Below are 25,098 nucleotides of genomic sequence, written 5' to 3'. Positions count from 1 at the left end.
GCCGCTCAGATCGGCAGACAGGCCCGTTTCCGAGGGGCCTATTTGGCCCAATGCCAGGTGTTGACGTTCCAGCTGTCGATACGGTTATTGATGTTGGGCAAGAAGCCTTCCACGCCCTTCTTGCGCCCGCGCACGGTGGCGTATTGATACATCGGCAGGAAAGGCAGATCGGTGCGCATGATCTCCTGGATCTTGAAATAGAGCTTGCGGCGCTCCTCCGGCACGAAGAGGTTGCCGGCCTCCTTCAGAAGCCTGTCCACTTCGGGATTGGCATATTGCCAGGTGTTCTGGCCGTTGCCGCCCTTGGCCCCGATCGAGGTGGACATGAAATAGTCGGAGGTGTCGGGGTCGGGGCCGGTCAGGAAGTTCAGCCCGACGACGACGCTGTCGAATTTCGACATCATCCAATAGTCGCCCCACATCACAGCCGGCGGCAGGTTGGAGATCGTCATCTCCACGCCGATATCCTTGAAGGATTGCTGCATGAATTGCTGCACCTGCTCGCGCAGATGGTTGCCGGCCGTGGTCGAGTTGCTGAAGGACAGGCGCACGCCGTCCTTGGCGCGGATGCCGTCGGCGCCGGGCGCCCAGCCCGCCTCGTCGAGCACCTTCTTGGCCTTTTCGGGATCGTATTCCTGCTTGGGCAGGTCCGGATTGTAATAAAAGGACTGCTGCGGCATGTAGGATTCGGTCGGCGTCGGCAGGCCGTAATAGAGCGCTTCGATGATCGTCTTCTTGTCCAGCGCATGATAGAGCGCCTTGCGGACGGCCGGGTCCTTGAACTGCGGGCGCTCCATGTTGAAGGCGACCGACTCGATGGTCGCCGTCGGCACCACGGTGACGATCTTGCCCTCGAGCGTCTTGGCCTCCTCATAGTGGTCGGCCGTGATCCATTGCAGGCCGACGAGGTCGACGTCCCCGGTCTTGAACTGGGTGTACATCACCGTCATGTCGGGGATGTATTTGTAGACGACGCGCTCCAGATAAGGGCCTTCGCCGAAATAATCCTCGTTGGCGGCAAGCTCGATATAGTCGCCGGCGACGCGCTTGCTCCACTTGAAGGGCCCGGTGCCGACGGGCGCATTGTTGAAGGGCGCGGTGTTCTTGTCGGCCACTTCGCCCAGGATGTGCTTGGGCACGATGAAGGTGGAGGCCAGGATCGAGGGATAGGGCGCAAAGGGTTTTTCCAGGCGCCAGGTGATCTCGGTCGGCGACACCACCTTGATGTCGCGCACATGTTCATGGCCGGTGCGCCGCCAGCTGCGGAAATTCGGATCGACCATCAATTCCAGCGTGAACTTGACGTCCTCGGCCGTGAAGGGCTTGCCGTCATGCCACTTGACGCCGTCGCGCAGCTTGACCTTCCAATTGAGGCCGTCGGCGGAAATGCCGCCATTCTCCACGCTCGGTACCTCGACGGCGAGGGATGGCGTGAACTTGCCGTCCGGATCGACGTCGAACAGCGGATTGAACACGCTGTAATGGATGCCCTCGTCCACCTCGATGTGGAGCAGGTGCGGATTGAAGACGGTCGGCTCCTGCGAGAAGCTGATGACCATCTGGCCCGACGGTTTGTCCTTGCCGGCCGCCAGGGCCTCCTCCCGCCCGAGCAGGGCCGGCATCAGCAGCGCCGAGGCGCCGGTCGCGGCCATCAGGCCTAGGGCCTGGCGGCGATTGGGATGGGGGAACTGGTTCCGCTCTTGTTTCGACATGATGAGTTCCTCTGGAGAGTGACGATATTTTTATTGTTGTTGCAGTCGATTGCCGGTCCGAGATCTCCCGGGCCGGCAGGCTCAGAACCCGCTGATCAGCTCGATCTTCGATCCGTCCGAGAAGCGGGAGAAACGGAAATTGGCCGGGTCGACCAGGGGCTGCCGACCCGTGACGAGGTCCGCCATCAGCTTGCCGGCGGCCGGGCCGATGCCGAAGCCATGGCCGGAGAAGCCGGTGGCGATATGGAAGCCGGGAATGGTTTCGACGGGCGAGATCACCGGCACGGCATCCGGCGTAACGTCGATATAGCCGGCCCAGCGCTGGGCGATCTCCGCCTTAGCGAAGACGGGAAAGGCCTTGGTGAGATTGGCCAGGGCGACATCGGTCAATTCCTTCGCCGGCTCGGGATCGAGCACGCGGCAGCGTTCGAAGGGGCTGACCTCGTCCATCGCCCATTGCTTGGGCACCCGGGCTTCCTCGAAGAAGCGGCCGCCCATTCTCAGATTGAGCGAACGCCATTCCTTGCGCAGCGCCGGCAGGAAATCGAAGAAGAAGCGGAAGCTGTTGGGCACGATGTCGACGACGTTCTCGTGCCCGGAGGCGATGGTGTAGCCGCCATCGGCGCGCTTGCGCACGGCAAAGCCGTTGGACCAGATCGCCGGCCCCGGCCCGCCTTCGAGCGGCTTGGTGCGCAGGACGGAATTCTTTACCTTCAACTGTGGCAGGCGAATGCCGAAACGGCCGGAGAACAGGCTCGACCAGGCACCTCCGGCCAGGACGACGGCACTGCAGGCGATCGGTCCGCGTTCGGTGACGACGCCGCTGATCGCCCCGCCCGACGTCTCAATGCCGCGCACGGCACATTCGGTCAGGATGGAAGCCCCCTTGCGCCGGGCCGCCTCCGCGATCAGCGGCGCGGCGCGCTGGGGCTCGGCCCGCCCGTCCTCGGCAGTAAACAGCGCCCCCTTGATGTCCATGGTCGTGCCCGGAAACATCCGCTTGTACTCGGTGCCCGAGATCATGCGCGAGTCGAGCTGGTAGCCGTCGAGATTGCGGTTCCAGCGCTCGTGGTCGGCATATTCCTTGTCGTTCTCACAAGTGAACATGATGCCAGCGCGGGTATAGCCGGTGTCGCCCTCGACCCGCTGGTCGAGCGTCTTCCAGATCCTCAGCGCCTCGGCCATCAGCGGCACTTCGCGTGGGTCGCGGCGCGAAATGCGCACCCAACCCCAGTTGCGGCTCGACTGTTCCTGGCCGATGCCGCCCTTCTCGCAGAGCGCGACCTTGAGGCCCCGTTCGGCCAGTTCGAGCGCCGTCGAGGTGCCGATGATGCCGCCGCCGATGACGACGACATCGACCTTGGCGGGCAGCGTCGCATCGCCTTGAACGGGAATGACAGTGGGGCCGGGCATGTCAGTAGGACTCTTCGAGCTGGCAGTTGATGGTGAATTCGGCGACGCTGGCCTCGTTGGGCAGGTCGATCAGCATGGCGATGATGCTGGCGAGGTCGTGCGGCGAGGTCATCTTCTCGGCGGCACGGTCGGTCAGGCCGAGGGCCATGTCGGTGGCGACGAAGCCGGGGCAGATCGCGGTGGCGCGGATGCCGCGCTCGAAGCCCTCGTGGCGGATGCCGTGGGCCAGCGCAACGGCCGCATATTTCGAGATGGAATAGAGCCCGGCCCGCGAGGACTTGACCCGCTTGCCCGACAGCGAGGCGATGACGATCACCCGCCCGCTGCCGCTTTCGGAGAGCGCCTGCCAGGCAGCCTTGGCCAGGCGCCGCGGCGCCTTGACGTTCACGGCCAGCATCGCGTCGAGATCCTCGTCCTCGGCCTCGATGACGTTCTTGGGGATCATGATGCCGGCATTGGCGACGATTGCATCGATGCGCCCGAAGCGCTTCAGGGCCTCCGCGCTCCAGGCCGCCTCCGCCTGGGGATCGGCGGCGTCATAGGCCTGCAGATGCACGCGGTCCGGATCTGCCCAGGCGGGTTGCTCCGGTCGCCGCATGCCCAATGAAAGCCGCCATCCCCGGCTGGCGAGTTCGGCCGCCACCGCCTGGCCGATGCCCCGATTGGCGCCCGAGATCAGGGCCACCCTCTGCTCGCTCATGCCACCTGTCCTTCCTTATCGGCACTGTTGTGAGGCGGCATGCCCACGAAACGGCAATAGGCCCGCTTCAGGATGTCCATGACCAGTCTCTGCTCATGATCGGGAATGAAGTCGAAGAAGCGCTTCGACTGCTCCGTCGCCAATACGCGCACCTTGGCGGCCAGCTCCGCGCCATCAGGCGTGATGTAGAGTTCGTGTGCCCGGCTGTCGTCGGATGAGATCCGGCGGGTGAGCAGCCCCTGCTCGATCATGTGGTCGACCAGCCGCCCCATCGCGGAGCGGTCCTTCATCACCAGATGGGCGATCACCGAGGGGCGGATGCCGGGATGGCTGTCGACCAGCAGCAGCGTGGTGACCTTGCCGGTGCCCTTGGCCACTTCGAGGCCGTCGAGCCATTCGTCGAGATCGCGCGATACGGCCAGGCTGATCACCCGGATATAGAAGCTGAGCGTATCCTCGAGCACATCGAGATCGATATGCGCGGGCAGCGTCGGCGGCTTGGCCCGTTTTGCCTTCATGCGGCAGGCTCCCATTCGCTGCCTGGAATGGCCGCCACCAGGCGCTTGGTGTAGTCATTCTGCGGTTTCCTGAAGACCCGCGCCGGTGGCCCGGACTCGACGATCCGGCCCTTGAACATCACCGCGACCTCGTCGCAGATCTGGCTGGCGACGCGCAGGTCATGGGTGATGAAGATCATCGCCAGATGCATCTCCTTCTGGATGCGGGCCAGCAATTGCAGGATCTGGGCCTGGATCGAGACGTCGAGCGCGGAGACCGCCTCGTCGGCAATCAGCAGGACGGGGTCGAACATCAGCGCCCGGGCAATGCCGATGCGCTGGCGCTGGCCGCCGGAGAATTCGTGGGGAAAGCGGTCATAGGCGCCGGCATCGAGGCCGACGCGGCCGAGCAGGCCAACCGCCTTCTCCTTGGCCTTGCCGGCGGCCATGCCCTGCGCGATGGGCCCGACGGTGAGAATGCGCCCGATGGTATGGCGGGGATTGAGCGAGGCGTAAGGATCCTGGAAGATCATCTGGATGCGCGGGCGCAGCGGCCGGAACTCGTCCTCGCGCAAGGGCGCGATATCCCGCCCCTCGAACAGGATGCGGCCGCCGTCGCTGCCCATCAGCTTCATCAGCACCCGCCCCAGCGAGGACTTGCCGGAGCCTGATTCCCCGACCAGCCCCAGCGTGCAGCCCTGCCGGATGGAGAAACTCACATCGTCGACGGCAAGTACCGGCGTGCCCTTGGCGAAGAAGCGCCCTTGCCCCTGATAGATCTTGCTGATCCCCTCGGCCTCCAGGATGACGGGAGGCAGTGCGGAGGGGATGGCATCATCGGCCGCCATGCGCGGCACGGCCGCGATCAGCGTCCTGGTATAGGGGTGCTGCGGGTCGCGCAGGACCCGGGCCGCCGTGCCCTGCTCCACCAGCCGGCCCTTTTCCATCACCACGACGCGGTCGGCGATCTCGGCCACCACGCCGAAATCATGGGTGATGAACATCACGCTCATGCCCTTGCGGCGCTGGATCTTGCGGATGAGCTCGAGGATCTGGGCCTGGGTGGTGACGTCGAGCGCCGTAGTCGGCTCGTCGGCGATCAGCACGTCCGGGTCGAGGGCCAAAGCAATAGCGATCATCACGCGCTGGCGCTGGCCGCCCGAGAGGCGGAAGGGATATTGGTGGCGGATGGTGGCGGGGTTGGGCAAGCCGACTTCGCCGAGCAGCTCGACGACCTTTTGCTGCCGCGTGGCCGGCGTGCCCACGCCATGGGCCTCCATCGCCTCGGCGATCTGGTCGCCGATGGTCATCAGCGGATTGAGGGCGGAGAGCGGATCCTGGAAGATGATCGAGACGGCCCGTCCGCGCAGGTCGCGCAACTGTTCCTCCCGGGTCCCCAGCAGGTCCATGCCCTTGAACAGGATGCGCCCGCCCGTCACCGTCAGCGATGACGACAGCAGCCCCATGATCGTGTTGGCGGTGACGGATTTGCCCGAGCCGGACTCCCCGATGATGCAAAGGATCTCGCCGGCCTTGAGCTCGAAGGAAATGTCCTCGACGGCATAGGGCCGTTCCATGTTGCGCGGCAGGCTGACGGTGAGTTTCTCGACCGACAGGATGGTGGCGCCCGGGGCTTTCGGCTCGGCGTCGGAGACCAGCATCGTGACCATCCTTCCCAATCATCCGGCGGAGCACCCGCGCCCTGCCCTCGATATAGTGGACGATTACAACTAATTTTGCCGGCGAGGCCAAGCGAAAATTTCAGGCAGCGAAGGTATCGCGTTGCCGCAATCCGGTGCAGCCCGCTCAGGCGGCCTTGGTTTGGATGCCGGAAAAGGAACCGGGCAGCAGACGGAAATAGGCCACCCCCTGCCCGGCGCCCCGCGCCACCAGGAAGCCGATCAAGGCGAGCCACAGCCCGTGATTGCCGAGGGGCTGCAGCAGCCACCACAGCCCGAAATAGCAGGCGAGCGCCACCGCCATCAGGTTACGCATGGCTGCGTTCCAGGTGGCGCCGACATAGACGCCGTCGAAGGTGAAGGCGAGCGCACCGGCTATGGGCGTGACCGCGGCATAGGGCAGGAACTGCCGGGCCAATTCGCGAACCGAGGCGCTGGTGGTCATGAAATCGATGAAGGCCCCGCCCGCCGCAAACAGGACGGCCGACATGCCGACCGCCAGCCCCAGGCTCCAGATCACCGAATAGCGCACGGCCTTTTCGAAGGACGGCCGGTTGTTGGCGCCGATCGAGCGCCCGCTGAGCTGTTCGGCCGCGGTGGCAATGCCGTCGAGGAAATAGCCGCCGACCAGGAAGAAATTGTTGAGGATGGCGTTGGCGGCCAGCGTCACGTCGCCAGCGAGCGCACCCTGGCGCCCGAAGAAGACGAAGGCAGCCAGCAAGGCGAAAGTGCGCAGCATGATGTCGCGGTTGATGGCGATCATGCGCACGAATTTGGCCTTGTCGAAGACGAGGGATCGCGGCACGCCCAGATTCCCGCCGAAATGGGCTGTAACCACGGCCAGTCCGGCGACCACGCCGGCCGTCTCCGCCAGGGTGGTGGCCCAGGCCGTGCCGGCGACGCCCCAGCCCATTCCCAGCGTGAACAGGATGCAGAGCAGGATGTTGACGATGTTGATGCCGATCTGCAGGAACAGGCCGGTGGTGGTGCGTCCCAGGCCGATCAGCCAGCCGAGCACGGCATAATTGGCAAAGGCAAAGGGTGCCGACCAGATGCGAATGCCGAAATAGACTTCGGCCGCGTGGGTCACCTCGGGCGAGGCGCCAAGCAGCGGGAAGGCAACCGCCGCAATCGCGCGCTGCAATGCCACCATGGCGAGGCCCAGCACGGCTGCCATCACCAGAGCCCGCAGGAACACCGCCCGCTGTTCCAGCCTGTCGTCGGCGCCGACGGCCTGCGCCGTCAAGCCGGCGGTTCCCATGCGCAGGAAGCCGAAGCCCCAGAACAGGAAATCGAACAGGAGGGCGTTGAGCGCCACCGCCCCGAGCAGGGCCTCGCTGCCGATCTGGCCGATCACGGCGGTGTCGACCAGCCCGAGCAGCGGCGTGGACAGATGCGCCAGCGTCATCGGCGCGGCAATGCCGATGACGATGCGGTGGCTGACGGGAACGGGACGGATGGGGGTATCGATCGAAGCGGCGGGCATGGGCGGTAATTTTCCTCACGCCTTGGTAGCCCCAATCAAGAGTCATTCCAAGGTGCCCGCCCCAATGTCCACCCCAGCCGGTTTTACTCGTTCCGATCAGGCGCCTCTTCCGGGAGCAGGCTGTGCGAGGTGAAGCGTCCCCTGCCCCGTATTGTCCTTCTCCGCCTCCTCAGTGAGTTCGCGGCCCCGCGTTTCCGGCAGCAGGGCGATGGCGAGGAGCACGAAGAAATAGGCGCTGACCGCCGTGACGGCCATGGCGTCGCGCAGCAGCAGGTGGCCGCTTGCGGTCATCAGGCCGATCACCGTCGGGAAGAACGCGCCGGCGGCCCGGCCGAAATTATAGGCAAAGCCCTGCCCATTGCCCCGGATAGCGTTGGGGAATAATTCGGTGAAATAGGGCCCGAGCGCGCTGTAGATGCCCAAAGCCGCAAAGCCGAGCACGAAATCGAGCGCGAACATCACCGCGCCGGCTCCCGGCAGATAGAGGAACGCCGGAATGAAGATCCAGTTCAGCAAGGCAAAGAGCAGGAAATTGCGGCGGCGGCCAATGGCATCGCACAGATAGGCGGCGACGATATAGCCGACGAAGGAGCCCACGGTGAGGACGAACATGTGATAGCCCACGCCCACGGTGGAGATTTCCCGCACCGTCTTCAGGAAGGTCGGCAGCCAGATCACCATGGAAAAGCCGCCGGCCTGCACGCCGAAGGCCAGGAGCGAGGTCAGGCAGGTGGTGCGCAGATAGCGCCGATGGAAGATCATCAAGGGGCTGACGGGCGCCTCCCCGGCCTTCACCCTCTTCTCCCGGGCCGCCAGGAAGACCGCCGGCTCGGGCACGCCGCGCAAGGCGAGCAGGACCAGGATGGCCGGCGCCGCGCCGAGCCAGAACATCCAGCGCCAGGCCTGCGTATCCGGCAGGGTCGCGAACAGGATGGAGGAGAGGATCGCGGCAATGGCATAGCCGATCGCATAGGCGCTCTGCACGGTGCCGACCGCCTTGCCGCGATATTCGGAACGGATGATCTCGCCCATCAGCACCGAGCCGGCAGCCCATTCGCCACCGAAGCCGATGCCGGACAGGATGCGGGCGGCGAGCAGTTGCTCGAAGGAATTGCAGAAGCCGCTCAGTACGGTGAACAGCGAAAACCAGAGGATGGCGAGCTTCATGACGCGCACGCGCCCGATGCGGTCGCTCAGGATGCCGGCCGCCCAGCCGCCGATGGCGGAGGAGATCAGGGCCGAGGTTCCGAGAAAGCCGGCCTGCGCATTCGTCATGCCCCACACAGCAATCAGGGTGGGAATGAGAAAGCTGTAGAGCTGGGTGTCGAGCGCATCGACGGCCCAGCCGCCAAAACAGGCATAGAGCGTCTTGCGTTCGGTACGATCGAGACTGGTGAACCAGGCGAACATGTATTCCTCCCTGCTTCCGGCCTTATATTGGAGGCTGCGCGTCCAACCGTCCTGGCAGAAGCGAGCAATGGGGCCGGTTATGTCGATAGGCCTTGAACCGGCGCCGCGTGAGCACCGGATATGCGTCTGCATTCGGCGGCCCGAAAGTGCCGCCGAAACTCATTGCAAAACTCAAACTGGCGCCAGGCGTGCGCTCAGGCCGGCTGGGAAACGAGTTCCTCCAGCCCGAGCACATGCGCCGTGTTGGTCGAGACCATCCGCCGGATCGCCTCGTCGGAATAACCGAGCTCCAGGCACAGGCGAACGCCGCGCCGGAAGCCCTCCAACGGACTGAACACGCCGACCTGCCCGAGGTCCGAACACAGGATGGTGCGGTCGACACCGGCCGCTTCGATCTGCTGGCGCAGGTCCTCCGCCGAGCGCGTCTTGAACTTGGATCCTTCCAGGAACATGCAAAGCGAATGCTCCACATAGGCGCCCATGGCGGCGATCTCCTTCACGTCATCCAGGCTCGCACCGACGATGTCCTCCGGATGGGTGAAGATCAGGCGCTCGACGCCCCGGCGCCGCGCTTCCTCGAACAGGATCCAGGTTTCGCTGACATGCAGGTGGCCGCTGGCGAGCGCCATGCAGTTGCGAGCGATGACGTCGAGGACTTCCTTGACATCGTCGAGCACCTGCCTGTTGGCATCGAGGACCGGAACCGCCCGGGCCGGCCGCATCTTCTGGGTCGATGCCGGATGCGACCAGGAGGAGGTCTTCTCCCATTCGAGATGGTTCTCGGCGGCCAGTGTCGGCATCCAGACGATCTTGCCGCCCATCGCTGCCGTATGCTCGACGGCATGGGGATTGATGCCCCCCACCACATTGTTGAGCACGATGCCTGAAAAGACCTTGGTGGTCAGTTCCGGATGGTGGCGGGAAATCAGAGCTGCCGTCGCCACGCCGGCATAGTCGTGGTCCTTGGTGACCACCGCCGCAAAGCCTGCCTCCGACATCTGGCGGGCCAGCTCCAGGTGGTCGAGGCCGCGCGGCGCGATCGAGGGACCGCTATGGACATGGGGATCGATCGCCCCCTTGAGCAGCGCGTCGATGCGCCGGGTATCCCCGGTCGATCCGGTATCGATGGTGAGTGCGTCCATGGTACTGCCTCCTTGTCCTGCCTGCTCGACTGCGTGATCGGTGCGTCAGAACGGGGTCCCGGCACCTTCGGCCGGCATCGGATAGTCGGCGGCGTTCAGCACCCAGCCGGGCTTCAGCGAGAAATCCAGGCGCGGCGGGCAGAAGATGTCGACGAGCTGGTTCACCCCGGCGAGCATGCCGCGGGAGGTGTGGATCGCCGGCGGCGGGATCACCATCACCGAAGGCGCTTCGCAATATTCGTGCTGGTCGTCGCGCCAGGCGTTGAGATCCGTGGTCCAGGGCCAGCGCAGGTGGTGGGTGAAGGCGCCCTCCAGCGCGAGGGAGACCTGTTCGAAATCATCGTGATGATGCGGCGAGAGCTTGGTGACGTCGCGCGGCCCGTGCTGCGGCGGCAGGACGTTGACCATCATGGTCGAGCCGCGCCAGATGCGCCCGAACCGCCCCGGCTCGTCCGGCACGTCAAGCGAATATACATGAAGCCGGGACCCGCCCGTGGCTTCCGGCCAGGGCTGGAACGCCGCGACATTGGGGTGCGGCGTGTCATAGGATGCCGCGTTCGCGCAGCGGGCCACGAGATCCCCGGCCCTGGCGGTGAACAGGCGCACGACCGGCCCCGATCCCACGATCCGGATCGTGCTCGGGCCGGGCGGGATGAAGGCGATGGAATAGCCCGGCACGAGCTGCTTGCCATCGGCGGTCTCGACCTCGGCGCTCACGCCGGCATCGGGCAGCAACAGCACATATTCGTCGGGCTGGGCGGAACGGGTGAAACAGGCGCCATCCCGCGCTTCGCTGTAGGCGACTACGCAATGCTGGCTGCGAATGTACCAGCTGCGGCCATTCGCATCGTCCTCCTGGGGCGTGGTCTCATAGAACTTGCCGCAATCGGCGCCGGCGAACGCGGTCGCCACCGACCCGGCCTGGACTGACGCCAAAGTCGAGCGCGGATCCGAAGCATCATACATGGCAACCTCCCAGCGGCCCGGCGCGGCCTGCACCAAATCTGCCGCTTTATTTTTGTTTCACTAGTTGAAACATTGTTCTATTTATTTTTGAAGCAAAGTCCTCCCTTGTCAAGAGGGCCGCCAACGGCCGTCAATCGAGCACGTAGCCCAGCGCTTCGGAAACCTGCCTTGCCGCCCTGACCGTCCGCTCGATCTGCTCGGTGGTGGGCGCCTCGGTGATGAACTGCACGGAATCGACGATCGCCAGCGTCCCGACCAGGGACCCCGCGGCATCGAAGACCGGTGCTGCCAGTGCATTCAGGCCGATCAGGATCTCGTTCGGCGCGATCGCCCAACCGGCCTGGCGCACGCGCTCGATCTCCTTGCGCAAACCGCCGGGCGTGACGATCGTCGCCTGCGTGCGACGCTCCAGGCGCATGCCGAGCACGGTGGCCCGCAAGGCGTCGTTGCCGAAGGCAAGAGCGATCTTGCCCTGGGCCGAACAGTGAAACTCGAGCAGGGATCCCGGCCGGACACCGATCTCGACGGTGGATTTGCCCGGAACGGTGGTGAGCACGCGCACCCCATCCGCCTCAAGCTGGGCGATCACCGCGGAATGGCCGAGACTGTCGCGCAATTCCCGCAGGGCCCGGGCGCTGGCCGAGACGATGTCGCGCCCCGCCCCCACGGCCTGCCCCAGCTTGATCAGGCGACTGCCGAGCTGGTAGCGCTCCGTCTCCGGCAGCTGGACGATATAGCCATGCTGCACCAGCGTCTGCAGATAGCGCCAGATCCGGCTCTTGGTGGTCTCCAGGGCGACGGCCATGGCGGACACGCCCATGGGCCGCCCCTCCTCCGCCAGCAGCTCCAGGATGCGCATGGCCAGAACCACCGCCTGCACGCCATCACCGCCCGGGCCGCTGACACGAGGCATTCTTCTTTCCTTCACGAGCAAGGGCAAGCCCGGCCATTGACACGGACGCCCTTTGGGTTGAACCTAATTATAGAAACAATGTTTCAACTAACGAAACAAGAGAAAATCATCGCCATGCACGATAACGTCCCCGCACGCCCGGCTGAAGCCTTCCGTCAGCGCCTGCTGTCGCGAAAGACCCTGCTCGGATCGTTCCTCAAGACGCCCACCGTCCACGCGACCGAAATCCTCGGCGATCTCGGTTTCGACTTCGTTGTCGTGGATGAGGAACATGCCCCCTTCGACCGCGGCCAGACCGAACTGATCTTGCTGGCCGCACGCGCGGCGGGTACCGCCGCGATCGTCCGCGTACCCGAGATCGCCCGCATCCTCGGCGCCCTCGACGATGGAGCGGCGGGCGTCCTGGTCCCGCACATTTCCTCCGCAACCAGGGCGCGAGAAGCCGCCGCGGCCTGTCGCTATCGCGGTGGCCGGCGGGGCTTTTCCAATTCGCCGCGCGCCGGGCGCTATGGCGGCCTCGGCATCTGGCCACATGTCGACCGGCAGGATGCGCATGTCAGCCTGATCGCGATGATCGAGGACCCGGAAGCGCTGGCGGAGATCGATGCCATCCTGGCAACCGAGGGCCTCGACGCCGTCTTCATCGGACGGGGTGATCTCACAGTAGCCCTGCAGGCCGAGAGCACCGACGCGCCGCCTGTCCAGGCCGCCGTCGAGACGATCTGCACCGCGGCCGAACGGGCGGGCAAGCCCGTCTGCATGATGGTATCCAGCGCGGCCGAAGCAAAGCGCTACCATGCCCTGGGCGCCTCCGCCTTCATCATGGCTTCGGACCAGGCCTTCATGCGCAAGGCAGCGGCCGAAAGCCTGGGTAGCTTTGCCAAGGAATTCGCCGCGTAACGGCACCTGGCAGCAAGAACCTGCTCCGCTCTATTTGCGCCCGCCCGAGGGCGCGGATTTCAGCAAGCGCAGCACGATCCAGACCGGCACAACGATCACCGCCCCGAGCAGGAAATAGCCGAACAGGTCCTTGACCATGCCGAACCCCTGCGCCGAAAGGCGCTCGAGAAAGTGCCGAAGCCTGGCGAGGAGTTCCCAGGGCGTCAGGTCGAGCCAGGCCAGCACGAGGCCGACAGCTACGGAAACCACCACCAGCTTGATGATCGTGCCCATTACCGAGCCGCCCATGAACTTCTCCAGCCCAGCCATGCCTATTCTCCTGTCGTATCCGCCCCTATTTCGGGCGTGACGGCCGCGCGGTCAAGCAGGGCGGTGAGGCTTTCCAGCCTGTCCGCCTCGCCGGGCGGCTTGTCCCAGCGCAGGCGCGCCAGCCGAGGAAAGCGCATGGCGACGCCGGATTTATGGCGGCTGGAACGCGCCAGGCCCTCGAAGGCGACTTCCACCACCAGGCCTTTCTCGGCGGTGTGGACAACTTCGCGCACCGGGCCGAAACGGTTCACCGTGTTGTTGCGGACAAAACGGTCGATGTCGCGCAATTCCTCGTCAGTGAAGCCGAAATAGGCCTTGCCCACCGGCACCAGCTCCTCGCCCTTCCACACGCCGAACGTATAGTCGGAATAGAAGGAGGAGCGCTTGCCATGGCCGCGCTGGGCATACATCAGCACGGCGTCGATGCGGAACGGCTCGCGCTTCCATTTGAACCACAGGCCCTTCGGGCGGCCCGGCACGTAAAGGCTGTCGCGCCGCTTCAGCATCAATCCCTCGACGGCTTCCGCATCAGCACCGGCTCCGGCACCGCCCGGATTCTCGCGGGCCAGCGCCAAAGCCTCCGGCCCGGTGAAGACCACGAGCGGCGAGAGGTCGAGGCGTGGCGAAGCAAGGCGCGCCACGAAGGCCTCCAGCCGGGCGCGCCTTTCGATGAAGGGGCGGTCCCGCAGGTCCTCGTCCCCTTCGGCCAGCAGGTCATAGGCCCTGATGTGGGCGGGATAGTCGGCAATGAGCTTTGCCGTCACGCTCTTGCGGTTGAGCCGCTGCTGCAGGGCATTGAAATTCTCGATGCGGCCTTCGCCGTCCTCGCCGAGACGCCGCACCAGCAATTCGCCGTCGATGGCCCCTTCGAAATCGAGGGCCTCGACGAGATCGGGAAAAGCCGGTGCGATATCCTCGCCGGTGCGCGAATAAAGGCGCAGCAAGGGGCCGTTCGCGGTGTGCACCCCGACCGCCTGGACGCGAATGCCGTCCCATTTCCATTCCGCCACATGACTGTCCGGCAGGATGGCCGCGAGGTCGCCCTCTTCCAGGGCATGGGCCAGCATCACCGGCCGGAACGGGGCAGGATTGCCGCTTTCCGGCCGCTCGCCCTTGCCCTCGGCCCAGGCGAACAGGCTCTCATAGGGCGGCTGCAGGCCGGGCCAGGCGAGTTCAATATCATCAGGAGACAGGGAGCCCAGTGCTGCAACGGCGCTCTTGGCGAGACGCGCGGAAGCACCGATCCTGAGCGCACCCGTGATCAGCTTGAGGAAGGCCCAGCGCCCGGTTTCATCAAGCGCGTCGAGATGGCGGGCGATCAGGGCCGGCATCTCCGAGCGGCCTGCCTGGCTCAGGGCCTCCACCACCTCGGACAGGCTGGGCGCATGGTTCATGCCCGGCCGGGCCGGCCACATCAGCGCGATGGTTTCGGAAAGGTCGCCGACATAGTCGTAGGACAGCGCGAAGAGCTCGGGATCGGCGCGTTCACCGATCAATTCGCGCAGCAGGGCGGGCTTGGCATTGCGGAAGGACAGCGCCCCAGTGATCGCCGCCAGCGCATAGCCGCGGTCCGGATCGGGAGTCTCGCGGAAATAGCTGGTCAGCAGGCGCAGCTTGGCATTGCGGCCCGGCTCATAGGCAAGGCGGTCGAGCAATTCTGCGAAGCGGTTCATGCCTCCTCCGCCTCCTCGTCGCCATAGCCGATCATGTGCAAAGGCTGGGCCTTCAGCCCGTGGCTGCGGGCCCAATGCACCAGCGCATCCTCCTGGCCATGGGTGACCCACAGTTCCGAGCAGCCCGTTTCCAGGATCGAGCGTTGCAAATCGGGCCAATCGGCATGGTCGGAGATCACCAGCGGCAGTTCGGCACCACTCTGGCGCGCCCGTGCCCGGATGCGCATCCAGCCCGAGGCGTACACGCTGAGGGGATCCGGCATCTTGCGTGACCAGACTTCCTGGGCCGCGCTGGGCGGGCAGAGCACGATGGCACCGGCCAGCTCGGCCGGCTTGACGTCGCGCACCAGCTGCAGCGCCCCGAGCTCGATGCCGAAATCCTGGTAGAGCCGCGTCACCTTCTCCATGGCACCGTGCAGATAGATCGGCGCCTGATGACCGGCCTGGCGGGCCATGGCGATGATGCGCTGCGCCTTGCCGAGGGAATAGGCGCCGACGAGATGGGCCCGCTCGGGAAACAGGGCCAGCGAATCCATGAGCTTGCCGATCTCATGCCCGGGATCGGGATGGTGGAACACCGGCAGGGCGAAGGTGGCTTCCGAGATGAAGACGTCGCAGGGCACCGGCTCGAAGGGCAGGCAGGTCGGATCGGCCTGGCGTTTGTAGTCGCCCGAGGCGACGATGCGCAGTCCCCCAGCCTCGAAGGCGATCTGCGCCGAGCCCAGGACGTGGCCGGCGGGATGGAAGGTCACATCGACGCCACCGAGACCGAGCTTCCGGCCCAGGATGGCGGTCTGGCGCGCCTCGCAAAAATCCTCGCCATAACGCGCCGCCATGATCGCCAGCGTCTCGGCGGTGGCGAGCACCTGGCGATGGCCGGCGCGGGCATGATCGGAATGGGCATGGGTGATCAGGGCCCGCTCGACCGGCCTCACAGGATCGACATGGACATCCGCCAGCGGGCAGTACAGCCCCGACGGCGTCGGAATCAGCAAGTCCGAAGGCCGCATGGCGAGAACATAGGGTGAAACCGGCATGGGGCCAAGGTGTTGCCGGCAACCCTGTTTCGGGCAGCCTCGATCTTTGCGGGGTATTGGCGACGGGGACAGGATGACATCGCCGCATCCATGCGATACCGGAAGAAGCGACCCTGGAGATCAAATCCCGATGCTGTTCAACCGGAAGCCGACGCTGACCAATGCCCGATCACGGGTATCATCCAACAGCACACATCTTGTCGGCGCCGGCCTTGCGGCAGCTCTCGCCCTCATCGGCAGCGCCCATGCCAGCGCCGCCGAGCGGATCGCCCCCAAGGTGATGGTGATCACCATGTTCGGGGAAGAAGCCAAACCCTGGCTGGAGGCCCGCAAGCTGACCACGAAGATCAAGGTCCCCGGCCTGTCGAAGGAGTACCCTGACGTCGCTTGCGATACGGAGGGCCTATGCGTGATGACGACCGCCATGGGCTATGCCAACGCGGCCAGCTCGACGGCAGCCCTCGTCCTCGGCGACAAGTTCGATCTGAAACAGACCTATTTCCTGATCGACGGCATCGCCGGCGTCGATCCCAAGGATGGCACGCTGGGATCGGCGCTGTGGGCACGCTATGTCATCGATGGCGGGCTGCGCCACGACATCGACCCGCGCCAGATCCCCTCCGACTGGCCTGACGGCATGCTGCCGCTCGGCGCCGCCAAGCCGAGCGACAAGGCAGGCTGGAGCGCCGGCACCGAGGTCTATGCGCTCAATGCCAAACTGGCGGAAAAGGCCTTCGAACTGACCCGTTCCGTCGAACTCGCTGATGGCAAGGAGGCCGGGGACTATCGCGCTCGCTACCAGGACGAGGCCGCCCGCGCCAAGCCGGCGGTGAAGCTGTGCGATACCGTCTCGATCGACACCTATTGGCACGGATCGAAGATCGGCGATGCCATGGAACGCTGGGCCAGGCATGCCACGGACGGCAAGGCAAACTATTGCACCACCCAGATGGAAGACAATGCCACGCTGACCGCCCTCAAGCGGGGCGCCGATGCCGGCCTGCTCGATTTCGAGCGTATCGCGGTGCTGCGCACCGCTTCCAATTTCGATCGCGAGGCACCCGGCCAGAGCGCGGCGGAATCGCTCTCGGCCAAATCCGGCGGCTTCGGCCCCTCCGTCGCCAACGCCTATCGCGTCGGCTCGGCCTTTGCCGATACCGTCATCAAGGATTGGCCGACTTGGTCTGCCGGGATCAAATAAGCGCTTCGCCGGAATAGTCCGCTTCATTGGATCACTCTCGCGCGGCCCTGCGAACAGGGCCGTCGAGGGCTGTTGCACTTTTGCCTGAGACACTGAGCGTAGAAGTCCAAAGAGGCTGTAACGGCCTCGGCACGCCGGCTGCACTCCGCATGGGCCCGCCCGATTGGCGCGATTGGTGGGGACTTCGTCGCCCGTGTCCCATGCCGGCCGGCTAGGATGCGCAGGCCTGAGGACGGCTTGCTCGATTGTCACGATCACCATCCGACATTGTCGAAACTGCCGCCTGTCCTGCCGATGGGAACCGGACGATCCTTGCCTTCCTCAAGAAACCTGAAGGAGCGAAGAGATGAAGCGCTATGTGATCGAACGCGACATTCCCGGGGTGGGTGGCCTGAACCGGGACCAATTGAAGGACGTCGCCCGCACCTCGAACGCCGCCCTGGCCAAGCTCGAAGGTCGGGCCCAATGGCTGCAGTCCTATGTGGTCGATGACAAGACCTTCTGCATCTACCTGGCCGAAGACGAGGACGCTGTCCGCGAACATGCAAAGCTCAGTGGCTTTCCGGCGACCAGGATCACCGAGGTTCGCAGCGTGGTCGAGCCGATGACTGCCAATTCCTGACACCGGGGCGCCGCCTTGGTCGGGCGGCGCCCGTTCCCGGTTGGAGCAGGCCGATGCGAAAGCCGCGATTTCCAGAACCCGACGGCCCGCGCCCTGGCTTCCTGCGCTGGGTCGATCTCGCAGCGACGAATATTGCGAGCGCCGAGGTGTTCTATGCCGGCATGTTCGGCTGGAGACGGAATGAAGAAGCGATGAATGGCGGTCAATTTACCCGATTCAGTGTGTCCGGCATGGATTTCGGCTCCGTCTACCAGCTCAGCCATGCCCATCGTGCACGGGGCGTCCCCTCGCATTGGACGCCCTATTTCGAGGTGGACGATCTCGAGAAAGCCCTCGCACGCGCCGTCTCTCTCGGTGGCGAGGTGATCGTCCGCGCCGCCGACGCGCCAGGGCTGGCGCGGATCGCCCTCATCTTCGATTCGGTCGGCGCACTGGTCGGATTGTGGGAGCCGCTCGACGCAGGCTTCACGGAGGGCCCTGATGCCGACGCAGGCTGAAGCCTCGAGCGATCCGGCATCGGCCAAGCCGGGGGTCAAGCCGATCGAGGTCACGGTCGTGCTGCTGGATGGCGGCTATGCCTCGACCGCCATTGGCCCGCTCGAGGTTTTTCACTCGGCCGGCTCTCTGTGGAATTGGCTTCACGGCGAGACCCCGAGGCCGCCATTCCGGGTGCGGACCGTCTCCATCGACGGCCAGGGCGTGACCAGCCTGTGCGCCCTGGGCCTGGTGCCGACACTGTCGATCGATGACATCGAGCACGCGGACATCGTCATCGTGCCGGCCTCCGGCTGGGACATCCAGGATCGCTTCATCGGCAATGAGGCCTTCCTCGCCTGGCTGCGCAAATGGCATGGGCGCGGCGCCTATATCGCCGGCATATGCACGGGAGTCATCTTCCTGGCCGAGGCCGGGCTGCTCGATGGCCGGATCGCAACCACGCATTGGGGCGTTGCCGACATGCTGCGGCAGCGCTACCCGCAGGTTCATTGGCAGACCGAGCAATTCGTCACCGAGGACGGCCATATCCTGTGCAGCGGCGGCGTCTACGCCTCGATCGACCTCAGTCTTTATCTGGTGGAGAAGTTCTGCGGCCATGAGATCGCCCTGCAATGCGCCAAGTCCCTTCTCGTCAGCATGCCGCGCGGCCGCCAATCCGGTTATGCCGTGCTTCCCCTTTCGCGCCCGCATGCGGATGGCAGGGTTCGCGAGGCGGAGGAATATCTGCGCACGCATTTCGACGAGGACGTGTCGATCGATACGCTGGCGGGGCGCAGCGGCATGAGTCCGCGCAACTTCATTCGCCGCTTCAAGGCTGCGACCGGTTCCCTGCCCGGCGCCTATCTCCAGAAGCTGCGCATGTCGGCGGCAAAGGATCTGCTCGAAGCCGGGGCGACATCCATCCAGGCGGTCTGCGCCAAGACGGGTTATGCCGACATCGTGTTTTTCAGGAATCTGTTCAAGCGTCACACCGGCATGACGCCGGCAGAGTATCGACGGCGCTTCGCACATATGAATTTCGACCGTAGCGAATTGGTCGCCGGCCGCAGGGCCTGAGCGTTTTGCGACTAGACGTAATCACCTCGAATCACAAAGACGCGTCGAAACAAAGAGTTAGAGCAAACAAGCGGTCGGGCTTGAACGCGTTTTGCTCCAGACATCCTCAACCTCATTGGAGGCCCCGCATGGGCGCTCAACCAGCAGCCCTGAGATGGCTTGCGTCCAGGGTCCGCGCGGCTGCCCGCCTTGGCGCTGCCGCGATCGCCCGCTATCGTGAACAAATCCGCCATACCCGCATGCTGTTGGCGATGAACGACCGTGGTCTCCGGGACATTGGCCTGTTCCGAGTCGGCGAAAGGTTCCATATGGAGCGCTCCGCCGATTGCTGCCATCATCTCGGGGGCTCCCTGCCACCCCCAGCGGAAGAAAACCCGCCCAGGATCTGGCGGAACACGCATGGCACGCCCCCCGATCAGGCGCCGATGGACCTGGGTGACGACGGCAATATGATCGGGGCCGCGGATTGAGGCGCCACTGACCGTGACGTCTATTTTCTTGCCGCAGGTCCTGGCCTATAGGCGTGCCATGCTCAAAGCCCGCTCCTCCGGCAATGCCCTAGCCGACCGCCGCTTCGCCTATGCCATGGAATACAAGGCGGGAGGCGATCCTGCTTCGGCCGCCGAATTGGTAACGCAGGCCCTCCATGAAGCTCCGGATTGGGCTGCCGGCTGGCTCGCCCTCGGCGATCTCAACGAGATGCTCGGACGCCGGGACGAAGCCATCGACACCTATCGCCAGGCACTCCGCCTCGACCCGGCCGATGAAGCCGGCGCTGGTGCACGCCTGGCCCGGCTCGGCGAGATGCCGCCCGACGGCGCCATGACGCCGGCCCACATCGCCGCCTTGTTCGACGAATACGCGCCGCGCTTCGAGCGTTCCCTCGTCGCCGATCTCTCCTATCGCGGGCCTGCCCTGTTGCGCATGGCCCTGGACGGCATCGGCCGGAGCAAACCGTTCGAACGCGCCCTCGATCTGGGCTGCGGCACCGGCCTTGTGGGCGAGGCCTTTCGCACCCTTTGCCAGGATATCGTCGGCGTCGACCTGTCCGGTGCCATGCTCGCCAAGGCGCGGGCCAAGCAGGTCTATCGGCAGCTGGAGCAGGCGGAGATCGCCGATTTTCTCTTCCGACAGGCCGCTGATAGCGCCGACCTGATCCTGTCAGCGGACGTCTTCATCTATCTCGGTGATCTCGAGACCATCTTTCGTCAGGCCGCGCGCGTGCTGGTGCGTGGCGGCCTGTTCGTCTTTACGGTCCAGAGCCACAGCGGGCCCGCCGCCTTCATCCTGAATCACGATTTGCGGTACGCCCATTCACGCGAGGGCCTTGCAGGCTGGGCGGCGGCGGCCGGTCTGCACCTGCGCCATCTCGATCACGCCTCGCCCCGCACCGACCGGGGAGTGCCGGTGCCGGGCCTTGTCGCCGTGCTCGAGCGATAGCCGGGCCTGGGGGCAAAAGACCACGGCGCTGCTCCCGGTACGCCGCACGCCTTGGCAAAATGACTTCCCAAACGTAAGGATGGCCTGGGGGACTTGGCTGCTTGCCAGCCAGAGGAGAGTCATGCGCTTGAAGGGGGCATCATGTTTTCAAAAATTTCCACAGTCGTCCTGGCTGGTCTCGCCTGCGCGAGCTGCGCCACCAGCGACGGATTGCAGACCCTGACGCGCACGGCCGACCAGACGCCGCGCGGCCGGGTCATCAAGAACACCACCCGCATCACCAACGGCATCCTGGCCGGCAATTTGATGGTGTCGAATTTCTACTACTGGAATCGCCCGCAACCGGTAACGGCGCCGATCCTGCGCGACATGGACATCCGCGCCCGCCGCGCTGGCTGCCTCGACGGCAATGCCCCGACGCGCAGCAGCGTCAGCGCCCGCTGGGGTACCTATACCTCGGCCTATCGCATCATCGGCCATTACGACTGCGATTGAACGCCCTGGCGGTGCAAGACGCCCCGCGAACAGCCTTCAACCAAGACACAGCCTTTCCCGGAGGAAAGACCATGTACGCGAAACTTCTCATCGTGGCTGCCGCGGGCCTCGGTCTTGCCAGTTGCGCCACCCGCAGCGACCTGAACCTGATCACCCGCACCTCGCAGGACACAGCACGGGGCGAAGTGGTCAAGCGCATCTCGCGCATCGACGGCGGCGCTTTTGCCGGCGGCCTCATGGTCTCCAATTTCTATTACTGGCGCCGGGCGCAGCCGATCACCCCGGCCATCCTGCGGGATTTCGATGCACGCGCCCGCCGTGAAGGCTGTGCCGGAGGCCTGCCGCCGATCCGCCGCAGTCTCACGGGGCGATGGGGCAATTATGTCTCGGCCTATACCATCATGGCGATCTATGATTGCCGCTAAAGCGTTTTGCGATTTGGCGCTATTGCCGACGATCGCAAAGACGCGTCAAAAACAAGGAGCTAAAGCAAAAAGGCGTTTTCGCGAAAACGCGCTTTGCTTTGGACACTTCAGCTCGACAGTGGACATCTGACCGCGGCACGCCAATATCTCCGCAGGCATTGGCGATAGCGGCATGAATGAGCAAAGCGGGAGGCGGGAGAACGGAGATCCAATCTCCACAGCCCCGCTCCCAACACTTCCGGCGATCTTCGCAAACTGGTTCGCTGCGCGCGGCTGGACACCGCGGCCGCATCAGCTCCAGCTCGTCGAGAAGGCGCGCAATGGGCATTCGGCCCTGCTGATCGCTCCTACCGGTGCCGGCAAGACCCTGGCGGGCTTCCTGCCGAGCCTGATCGACCTGGAGCACCGCCGGGCGAATGCGCCCGCCAGTCTCCACACCCTCTATATCTCGCCGCTGAAGGCGCTGGCCGTCGACGTCGCCCGCAACCTGGAACGCCCGGCCGGCGAGATGGGCCTGCCCATCCGCATCGAAACCCGCACGGGAGACACGCCCCAGGCCAAGCGCCAGCGCCAGAAGCGCGACCCGCCCGACATATTGCTCACCACGCCCGAGCAGCTCGCTCTGCTGCTGGCGAGCCGGGAGGCCACCGACCTGTTCGGCGGTCTCAAGCGGGTGGTGCTGGACGAACTCCATTCCATCGTCACCTCCAAGCGCGGCGACCTGCTTGCCCTCGGCCTGGCGCGTCTGCGGCATTTCGTGCCGGATCTCGAAGTCGTCGGCCTCTCCGCCACGGTGCGAGACCCGGATGAACTCCGGCGCTGGATCGTTCCCCAATCCCCGGGTCACCCGGCCATGGCCGACCTGGTGATCGCCGAGGGTGGCGCGGCGCCGGTGCTCGACATCCTCGAAACCGCCGAGCGGCTGCCTTGGGCGGGGCATACAGCCCGCCACGCCATGGCCGAGCTCTACGCCCTGATCAAGGCTCACAAGACCACGCTCGTCTTCGTCAATACCCGCATGCAGGCCGAGTTCGTGTTCCAGGAACTGTGGCGGGTGAACGAGGAGAATCTGGCCATCGCGCTCCATCACGGCTCGCTGGAAGTCGGCCAGCGCCGCCGGGTCGAGGAAGCCATGGCGGCCGGGCGGCTCAAGGCCGTGGTCTGTACCTCCACGCTCGACCTCGGCATCGATTGGGGCGACGTCGATCTCGTCATCAATGTCGGCGCGCCCAAGGGGGCTTCCCGCCTGCTGCAGCGCATCGGCCGCGCCAATCATCGCCTGGACGAACCCTCGCAGGCGATCCTGGTACCGACCAACCGTTTCGAAGTGCTGGAATGCAAGGCCGCCGTCGATGCGGCAAAAGCGGGCGAGCAGGACACGCCGATCGCCCGCACCGGCGCCCTCGACGTGCTGGCCCAGCACATGCTCGGCGTCGCCTGCGGGGCGCCTTTCGACGCCGATGCGCTCTATCGGGAAATCACCTCTGCCGAGACCTATGCCGGGCTCGACCGCCCGACCTTTGACGACGTGCTCGCCTTCGTGGCGACCGGCGGCTACGCCCTGAAGACCTATGACCGCTTCGCCAAGATCCGGCAGGGCAAGGACGGCCTCTGGCGCGTCGCCAATCCCATGGTGGCGCAGGCTTATCGGCTCAATGTCGGCACCATCGTCGAGGAAGCACTGCTCAAGGTGCGCCTCTCAAACAGAGGTCCGCGCGAGCCCACGCGCATGGCCGCCGACAAGCCGACGCCCTATCTGCCCTGGTTCATGGATCCCAAGGCCTCCGGCCCGCCCAAGCGCAAGCCGGGCGAGACGGCAGCCCGGCGCGGCTTCGGCCGCGTGCTGGGCGAGGTCGAGGAATATTTCGCCGAGGGACTTTCCATCGGCGACACCTTCCTGTTCGCCGGGGAGATCCTGCGCTTCGAGGGTATCCAGGAAGAGGATGTGCTGGTCACCCGCGCTCCGCCCGGCCGCGATCCGAAGATCCCTTCTTTCGCCGGCGGCAAGTTTCCGCTTTCCACCCATCTCGCCAGCCGCGTGCGCTCCATACTGGCCGATCCAGAGAACTGGGCCGGCCTGCCCGACCAGGTTGCCGATTGGCTGCGCCTGCAGCGCGACGTCTCCCGGATGCCGCCGGCCGGCGACCTCCTGGTCGAGACCTTTCCGCGCGGCAACCGCCATTACCTCGTCTGCTATCCCTTCGAGGGCCGCCTCGCCCACCAGACGCTCGGCATGCTGCTGACCCGCCGGCTGGAACGGGCCAAGCTCAAGCCGATGGGCTTCGTCGCCAACGACTACGCGCTCGCGGTCTGGGGCGTCTCGGACATGCACCGCGCCGCCATGGACCAGCTCTTCGACCAGGACATGCTGGGCGACGATCTCGAGGAATGGCTGGCGGAATCGGCCCTGATGAAGCGCATGTTCCGCACCTGCGCCATCATCTCCGGCCTGATCGAGCGCCGCGCCCCCGGCAAGGAGAAGACCGGACGCCAGATCTCGGTGTCGACCGACCTCGTCTATGACGTGCTGCGCCAGCACGAACCCCACCACATCCTGATGCGCGCCGCCTGGGAGGATGCGCGCACCGGCCTGCTCGATCTCCAGCGCCTTTCCAGCATGCTCTCGCGCATCAGGGGCCGAATCATCCATAAGAGGCTGGATCGCATCTCGCCCTTGGCGGTGCCGATCATGCTGGAGATCGGCCGGGAGCCGGTCTATGGCGAGGCGACGGACAGCGTCCTCGCCGAGGCAGCGGATGATTTGATCGCGGAGGCCATGGTTGGACGGCAGGATCGACCCGACGATAGAGAAAGCGCCTGAGATGATCCGGCGGGATGAAGCCGTGCTGGCCGTCGCAGGCGTCGAATTTCTTGCCACCGCCGACGGTGCGCTGGTCTGGCTCGAGGAAAGCCTGGTCGTCGTTTCGGACCTGCATCTGGAAAAGGGTTCCTCCTTCGCCGAACGCCGCGTACTTCTGCCGCCCTATGATACCGCCGAGACCTTGAAGCGCCTGGCGCGGCTCCTGTCCCGCTTCGGCGCGAAGCGACTGGTCTTCCTCGGCGACAGTTTCCACGACCGCCGTGCCGATGCCCGCCTCGCCCCCGGCGATCGCGAGGCGCTGCAGCGCTGCATCCATGGGCGCGAGATATTCTGGATCGCCGGCAACCACGATCCGGATCCGCCGACGGGCCTTGGCGGCACCGCAACGCCGGAGCTCGCCATCGGCTCCGTGCTGTTCCGCCACGAGCCATCGGCCAAGGCTGAACCCGGCGAGATCGCCGGCCATCTGCACCCGGTCGCCAGGGTGGCAACACGCGGGCGCTCGCTAAGGCGGCGCTGCTTCGCCGGTGACGGCAAGCGCGCCATCCTGCCGGCCTTCGGCGCCTATGCCGGTGGGCTGAACGTGCGCGACGCCGCCTTTGCCCCCCTGTTTCCCGATGGTTTCACCGCGCATCTGATGGGCGACGAGCGCGTCTTCGCCTTCCCGAGAGCGCGGTGCCTGGGCGGATGAGGGGCGACAAGC

The 25,098-nt window shown here is 65.4% G+C and carries 24 protein-coding genes; 11 read left to right on the top strand and 13 right to left on the bottom strand.

Annotation, left to right across the window (positions count from 1 at the left end; genetic code table 11):
• Nucleotides 1–38 precede the first annotated feature (38 nt).
• The 10 genes from BA190_RS14275 to BA190_RS14230 all read right to left on the bottom strand — a co-directional run bounded on the left by BA190_RS14275 (nucleotide 39) and on the right by BA190_RS14230 (nucleotide 11,918).
• Nucleotides 39–1,712 (bottom strand): peptide ABC transporter substrate-binding protein, encoded by a 1,674-nt coding sequence (locus BA190_RS14275; RefSeq protein ID WP_068288179.1) that lies wholly within the window; start codon nucleotides 1,710–1,712, stop codon nucleotides 39–41.
• An 81-nt stretch (nucleotides 1,713–1,793) separates the two neighbouring features.
• On the bottom strand, nucleotides 1,794–3,125 hold the full coding sequence (locus BA190_RS14270) for an FAD-binding oxidoreductase (RefSeq protein ID WP_068288176.1): 1,332 nt from the start codon (nucleotides 3,123–3,125) through the stop codon (nucleotides 1,794–1,796).
• Between the two features lies 1 nt (nucleotide 3,126).
• The gene (locus tag BA190_RS14265) at nucleotides 3,127–3,825 is read right to left on the bottom strand and encodes an SDR family NAD(P)-dependent oxidoreductase (RefSeq protein WP_068288173.1); all 699 of its coding nucleotides are present in this window, start codon (nucleotides 3,823–3,825) and stop codon (nucleotides 3,127–3,129) included.
• Nucleotides 3,822–4,343 carry a MarR family winged helix-turn-helix transcriptional regulator gene (locus BA190_RS14260; protein ID WP_068288170.1) on the bottom strand — a complete coding sequence of 174 codons (522 nt, stop codon included), beginning with the start codon at nucleotides 4,341–4,343 and terminating at the stop codon, nucleotides 3,822–3,824. The genes BA190_RS14265 and BA190_RS14260 overlap by 4 nt, the downstream gene beginning before the upstream one ends.
• On the bottom strand, nucleotides 4,340–5,983 hold the full coding sequence (locus BA190_RS14255) for an ABC transporter ATP-binding protein (protein WP_068288350.1): 1,644 nt from the start codon (nucleotides 5,981–5,983) through the stop codon (nucleotides 4,340–4,342). Before BA190_RS14255 ends, BA190_RS14260 begins: the two co-directional genes overlap by 4 nt.
• Nucleotides 5,984–6,128: 145 nt before the next feature.
• Nucleotides 6,129–7,487 (bottom strand): MATE family efflux transporter, encoded by a 1,359-nt coding sequence (locus tag BA190_RS14250; protein ID WP_068288167.1) that lies wholly within the window; start codon nucleotides 7,485–7,487, stop codon nucleotides 6,129–6,131.
• A gap of 96 nt (nucleotides 7,488–7,583) precedes the next feature.
• A complete protein-coding gene (locus tag BA190_RS14245) occupies nucleotides 7,584–8,897 on the bottom strand; it encodes an MFS transporter (protein WP_068288164.1) in 1,314 nt (437 codons plus the stop codon).
• Nucleotides 8,898–9,091: 194 nt separating this feature from the next.
• Complete coding sequence (locus tag BA190_RS14240; RefSeq protein ID WP_068288161.1) at nucleotides 9,092–10,039, bottom strand: DUF6282 family protein; 948 nt, start codon at nucleotides 10,037–10,039, stop codon at nucleotides 9,092–9,094.
• A 45-nt stretch (nucleotides 10,040–10,084) separates the two neighbouring features.
• Nucleotides 10,085–11,005: a hypothetical protein gene (locus tag BA190_RS14235; RefSeq protein WP_068288158.1), complete on the bottom strand. Its 921-nt coding sequence runs from the start codon at nucleotides 11,003–11,005 to the stop codon at nucleotides 10,085–10,087.
• Nucleotides 11,006–11,135: 130 nt separating this feature from the next.
• The gene (locus tag BA190_RS14230) at nucleotides 11,136–11,918 is read right to left on the bottom strand and encodes an IclR family transcriptional regulator (RefSeq protein ID WP_068288154.1); all 783 of its coding nucleotides are present in this window, start codon (nucleotides 11,916–11,918) and stop codon (nucleotides 11,136–11,138) included.
• Between the two features lie 114 nt (nucleotides 11,919–12,032).
• Here BA190_RS14230 and BA190_RS14225 point away from each other — a divergent pair, with 114 nt between their 5' ends.
• Entirely contained in the window at nucleotides 12,033–12,818 is a 786-nt protein-coding gene (locus BA190_RS14225) for an HpcH/HpaI aldolase/citrate lyase family protein (protein WP_068288151.1), read from the top strand.
• Nucleotides 12,819–12,848: 30 nt separating this feature from the next.
• Here BA190_RS14225 and BA190_RS14220 read toward each other — a convergent pair whose 3' ends face one another.
• Genes BA190_RS14220 through BA190_RS14210 form a run of 3 tightly spaced genes read right to left on the bottom strand, consistent with a single transcriptional unit; the run spans nucleotide 12,849 to nucleotide 15,810 of the window.
• Nucleotides 12,849–13,127, bottom strand: a complete 279-nt coding sequence (locus BA190_RS14220) for a DUF6460 domain-containing protein (protein ID WP_068288148.1) — start codon at nucleotides 13,125–13,127, stop codon at nucleotides 12,849–12,851.
• A gap of 2 nt (nucleotides 13,128–13,129) precedes the next feature.
• On the bottom strand, nucleotides 13,130–14,800 hold the full coding sequence (locus BA190_RS14215; protein WP_068288145.1) for a cisplatin damage response ATP-dependent DNA ligase: 1,671 nt from the start codon (nucleotides 14,798–14,800) through the stop codon (nucleotides 13,130–13,132).
• The gene (locus BA190_RS14210; RefSeq protein ID WP_068288348.1) at nucleotides 14,797–15,810 is read right to left on the bottom strand and encodes a ligase-associated DNA damage response exonuclease; all 1,014 of its coding nucleotides are present in this window, start codon (nucleotides 15,808–15,810) and stop codon (nucleotides 14,797–14,799) included. Before BA190_RS14210 ends, BA190_RS14215 begins: the two co-directional genes overlap by 4 nt.
• Nucleotides 15,811–15,967: 157 nt before the next feature.
• On the opposite strand from BA190_RS14210, the gene BA190_RS14205 reads away from it, so the two are divergent.
• The 10 genes from BA190_RS14205 to pdeM all read left to right on the top strand — a co-directional run bounded on the left by BA190_RS14205 (nucleotide 15,968) and on the right by pdeM (nucleotide 25,086).
• Complete coding sequence (locus tag BA190_RS14205; RefSeq protein WP_068288142.1) at nucleotides 15,968–17,038, top strand: purine nucleoside permease; 1,071 nt, start codon at nucleotides 15,968–15,970, stop codon at nucleotides 17,036–17,038.
• A gap of 346 nt (nucleotides 17,039–17,384) precedes the next feature.
• Nucleotides 17,385–17,660: a DUF4242 domain-containing protein gene (locus BA190_RS14200; RefSeq protein ID WP_068288139.1), complete on the top strand. Its 276-nt coding sequence runs from the start codon at nucleotides 17,385–17,387 to the stop codon at nucleotides 17,658–17,660.
• Nucleotides 17,661–17,713: 53 nt separating this feature from the next.
• Nucleotides 17,714–18,157 carry a VOC family protein gene (locus BA190_RS14195; RefSeq protein WP_068288136.1) on the top strand — a complete coding sequence of 148 codons (444 nt, stop codon included), beginning with the start codon at nucleotides 17,714–17,716 and terminating at the stop codon, nucleotides 18,155–18,157.
• Nucleotides 18,141–19,214, top strand: coding sequence for a GlxA family transcriptional regulator (locus tag BA190_RS14190; RefSeq protein WP_082979733.1), 1,074 nt, complete (start codon nucleotides 18,141–18,143; stop codon nucleotides 19,212–19,214). Before BA190_RS14195 ends, BA190_RS14190 begins: the two co-directional genes overlap by 17 nt.
• 128 nt (nucleotides 19,215–19,342) lie before the next feature.
• Nucleotides 19,343–19,684, top strand: coding sequence for a DUF1127 domain-containing protein (locus tag BA190_RS14185; RefSeq protein WP_068288133.1), 342 nt, complete (start codon nucleotides 19,343–19,345; stop codon nucleotides 19,682–19,684).
• Between the two features lie 13 nt (nucleotides 19,685–19,697).
• Nucleotides 19,698–20,654 (top strand): class I SAM-dependent methyltransferase, encoded by a 957-nt coding sequence (locus tag BA190_RS14180; protein WP_156771515.1) that lies wholly within the window; start codon nucleotides 19,698–19,700, stop codon nucleotides 20,652–20,654.
• A 141-nt stretch (nucleotides 20,655–20,795) separates the two neighbouring features.
• A complete protein-coding gene (locus BA190_RS14175; protein WP_068288130.1) occupies nucleotides 20,796–21,149 on the top strand; it encodes a hypothetical protein in 354 nt (117 codons plus the stop codon).
• Nucleotides 21,150–21,220: 71 nt separating this feature from the next.
• The gene (locus BA190_RS14170) at nucleotides 21,221–21,574 is read left to right on the top strand and encodes a hypothetical protein (protein WP_068288126.1); all 354 of its coding nucleotides are present in this window, start codon (nucleotides 21,221–21,223) and stop codon (nucleotides 21,572–21,574) included.
• Between the two features lie 172 nt (nucleotides 21,575–21,746).
• Entirely contained in the window at nucleotides 21,747–24,395 is a 2,649-nt protein-coding gene (locus BA190_RS14165; RefSeq protein WP_082979731.1) for a ligase-associated DNA damage response DEXH box helicase, read from the top strand.
• Nucleotide 24,396: 1 nt separating this feature from the next.
• Nucleotides 24,397–25,086, top strand: coding sequence for a ligase-associated DNA damage response endonuclease PdeM (gene pdeM / locus BA190_RS14160; RefSeq protein WP_068288123.1), 690 nt, complete (start codon nucleotides 24,397–24,399; stop codon nucleotides 25,084–25,086).
• Nucleotides 25,087–25,098: the final 12 nt, after the last annotated feature.

The sequence above is a fragment of the Labrys sp. WJW genome (assembly GCF_001676615.1).
Lineage (GTDB): Bacteria > Pseudomonadota > Alphaproteobacteria > Rhizobiales > Labraceae > Labrys > Labrys sedimenti.
Note: the sequence above shows the minus strand (reverse complement) of the source record. Positions and strands in the feature narration are given on the sequence as shown.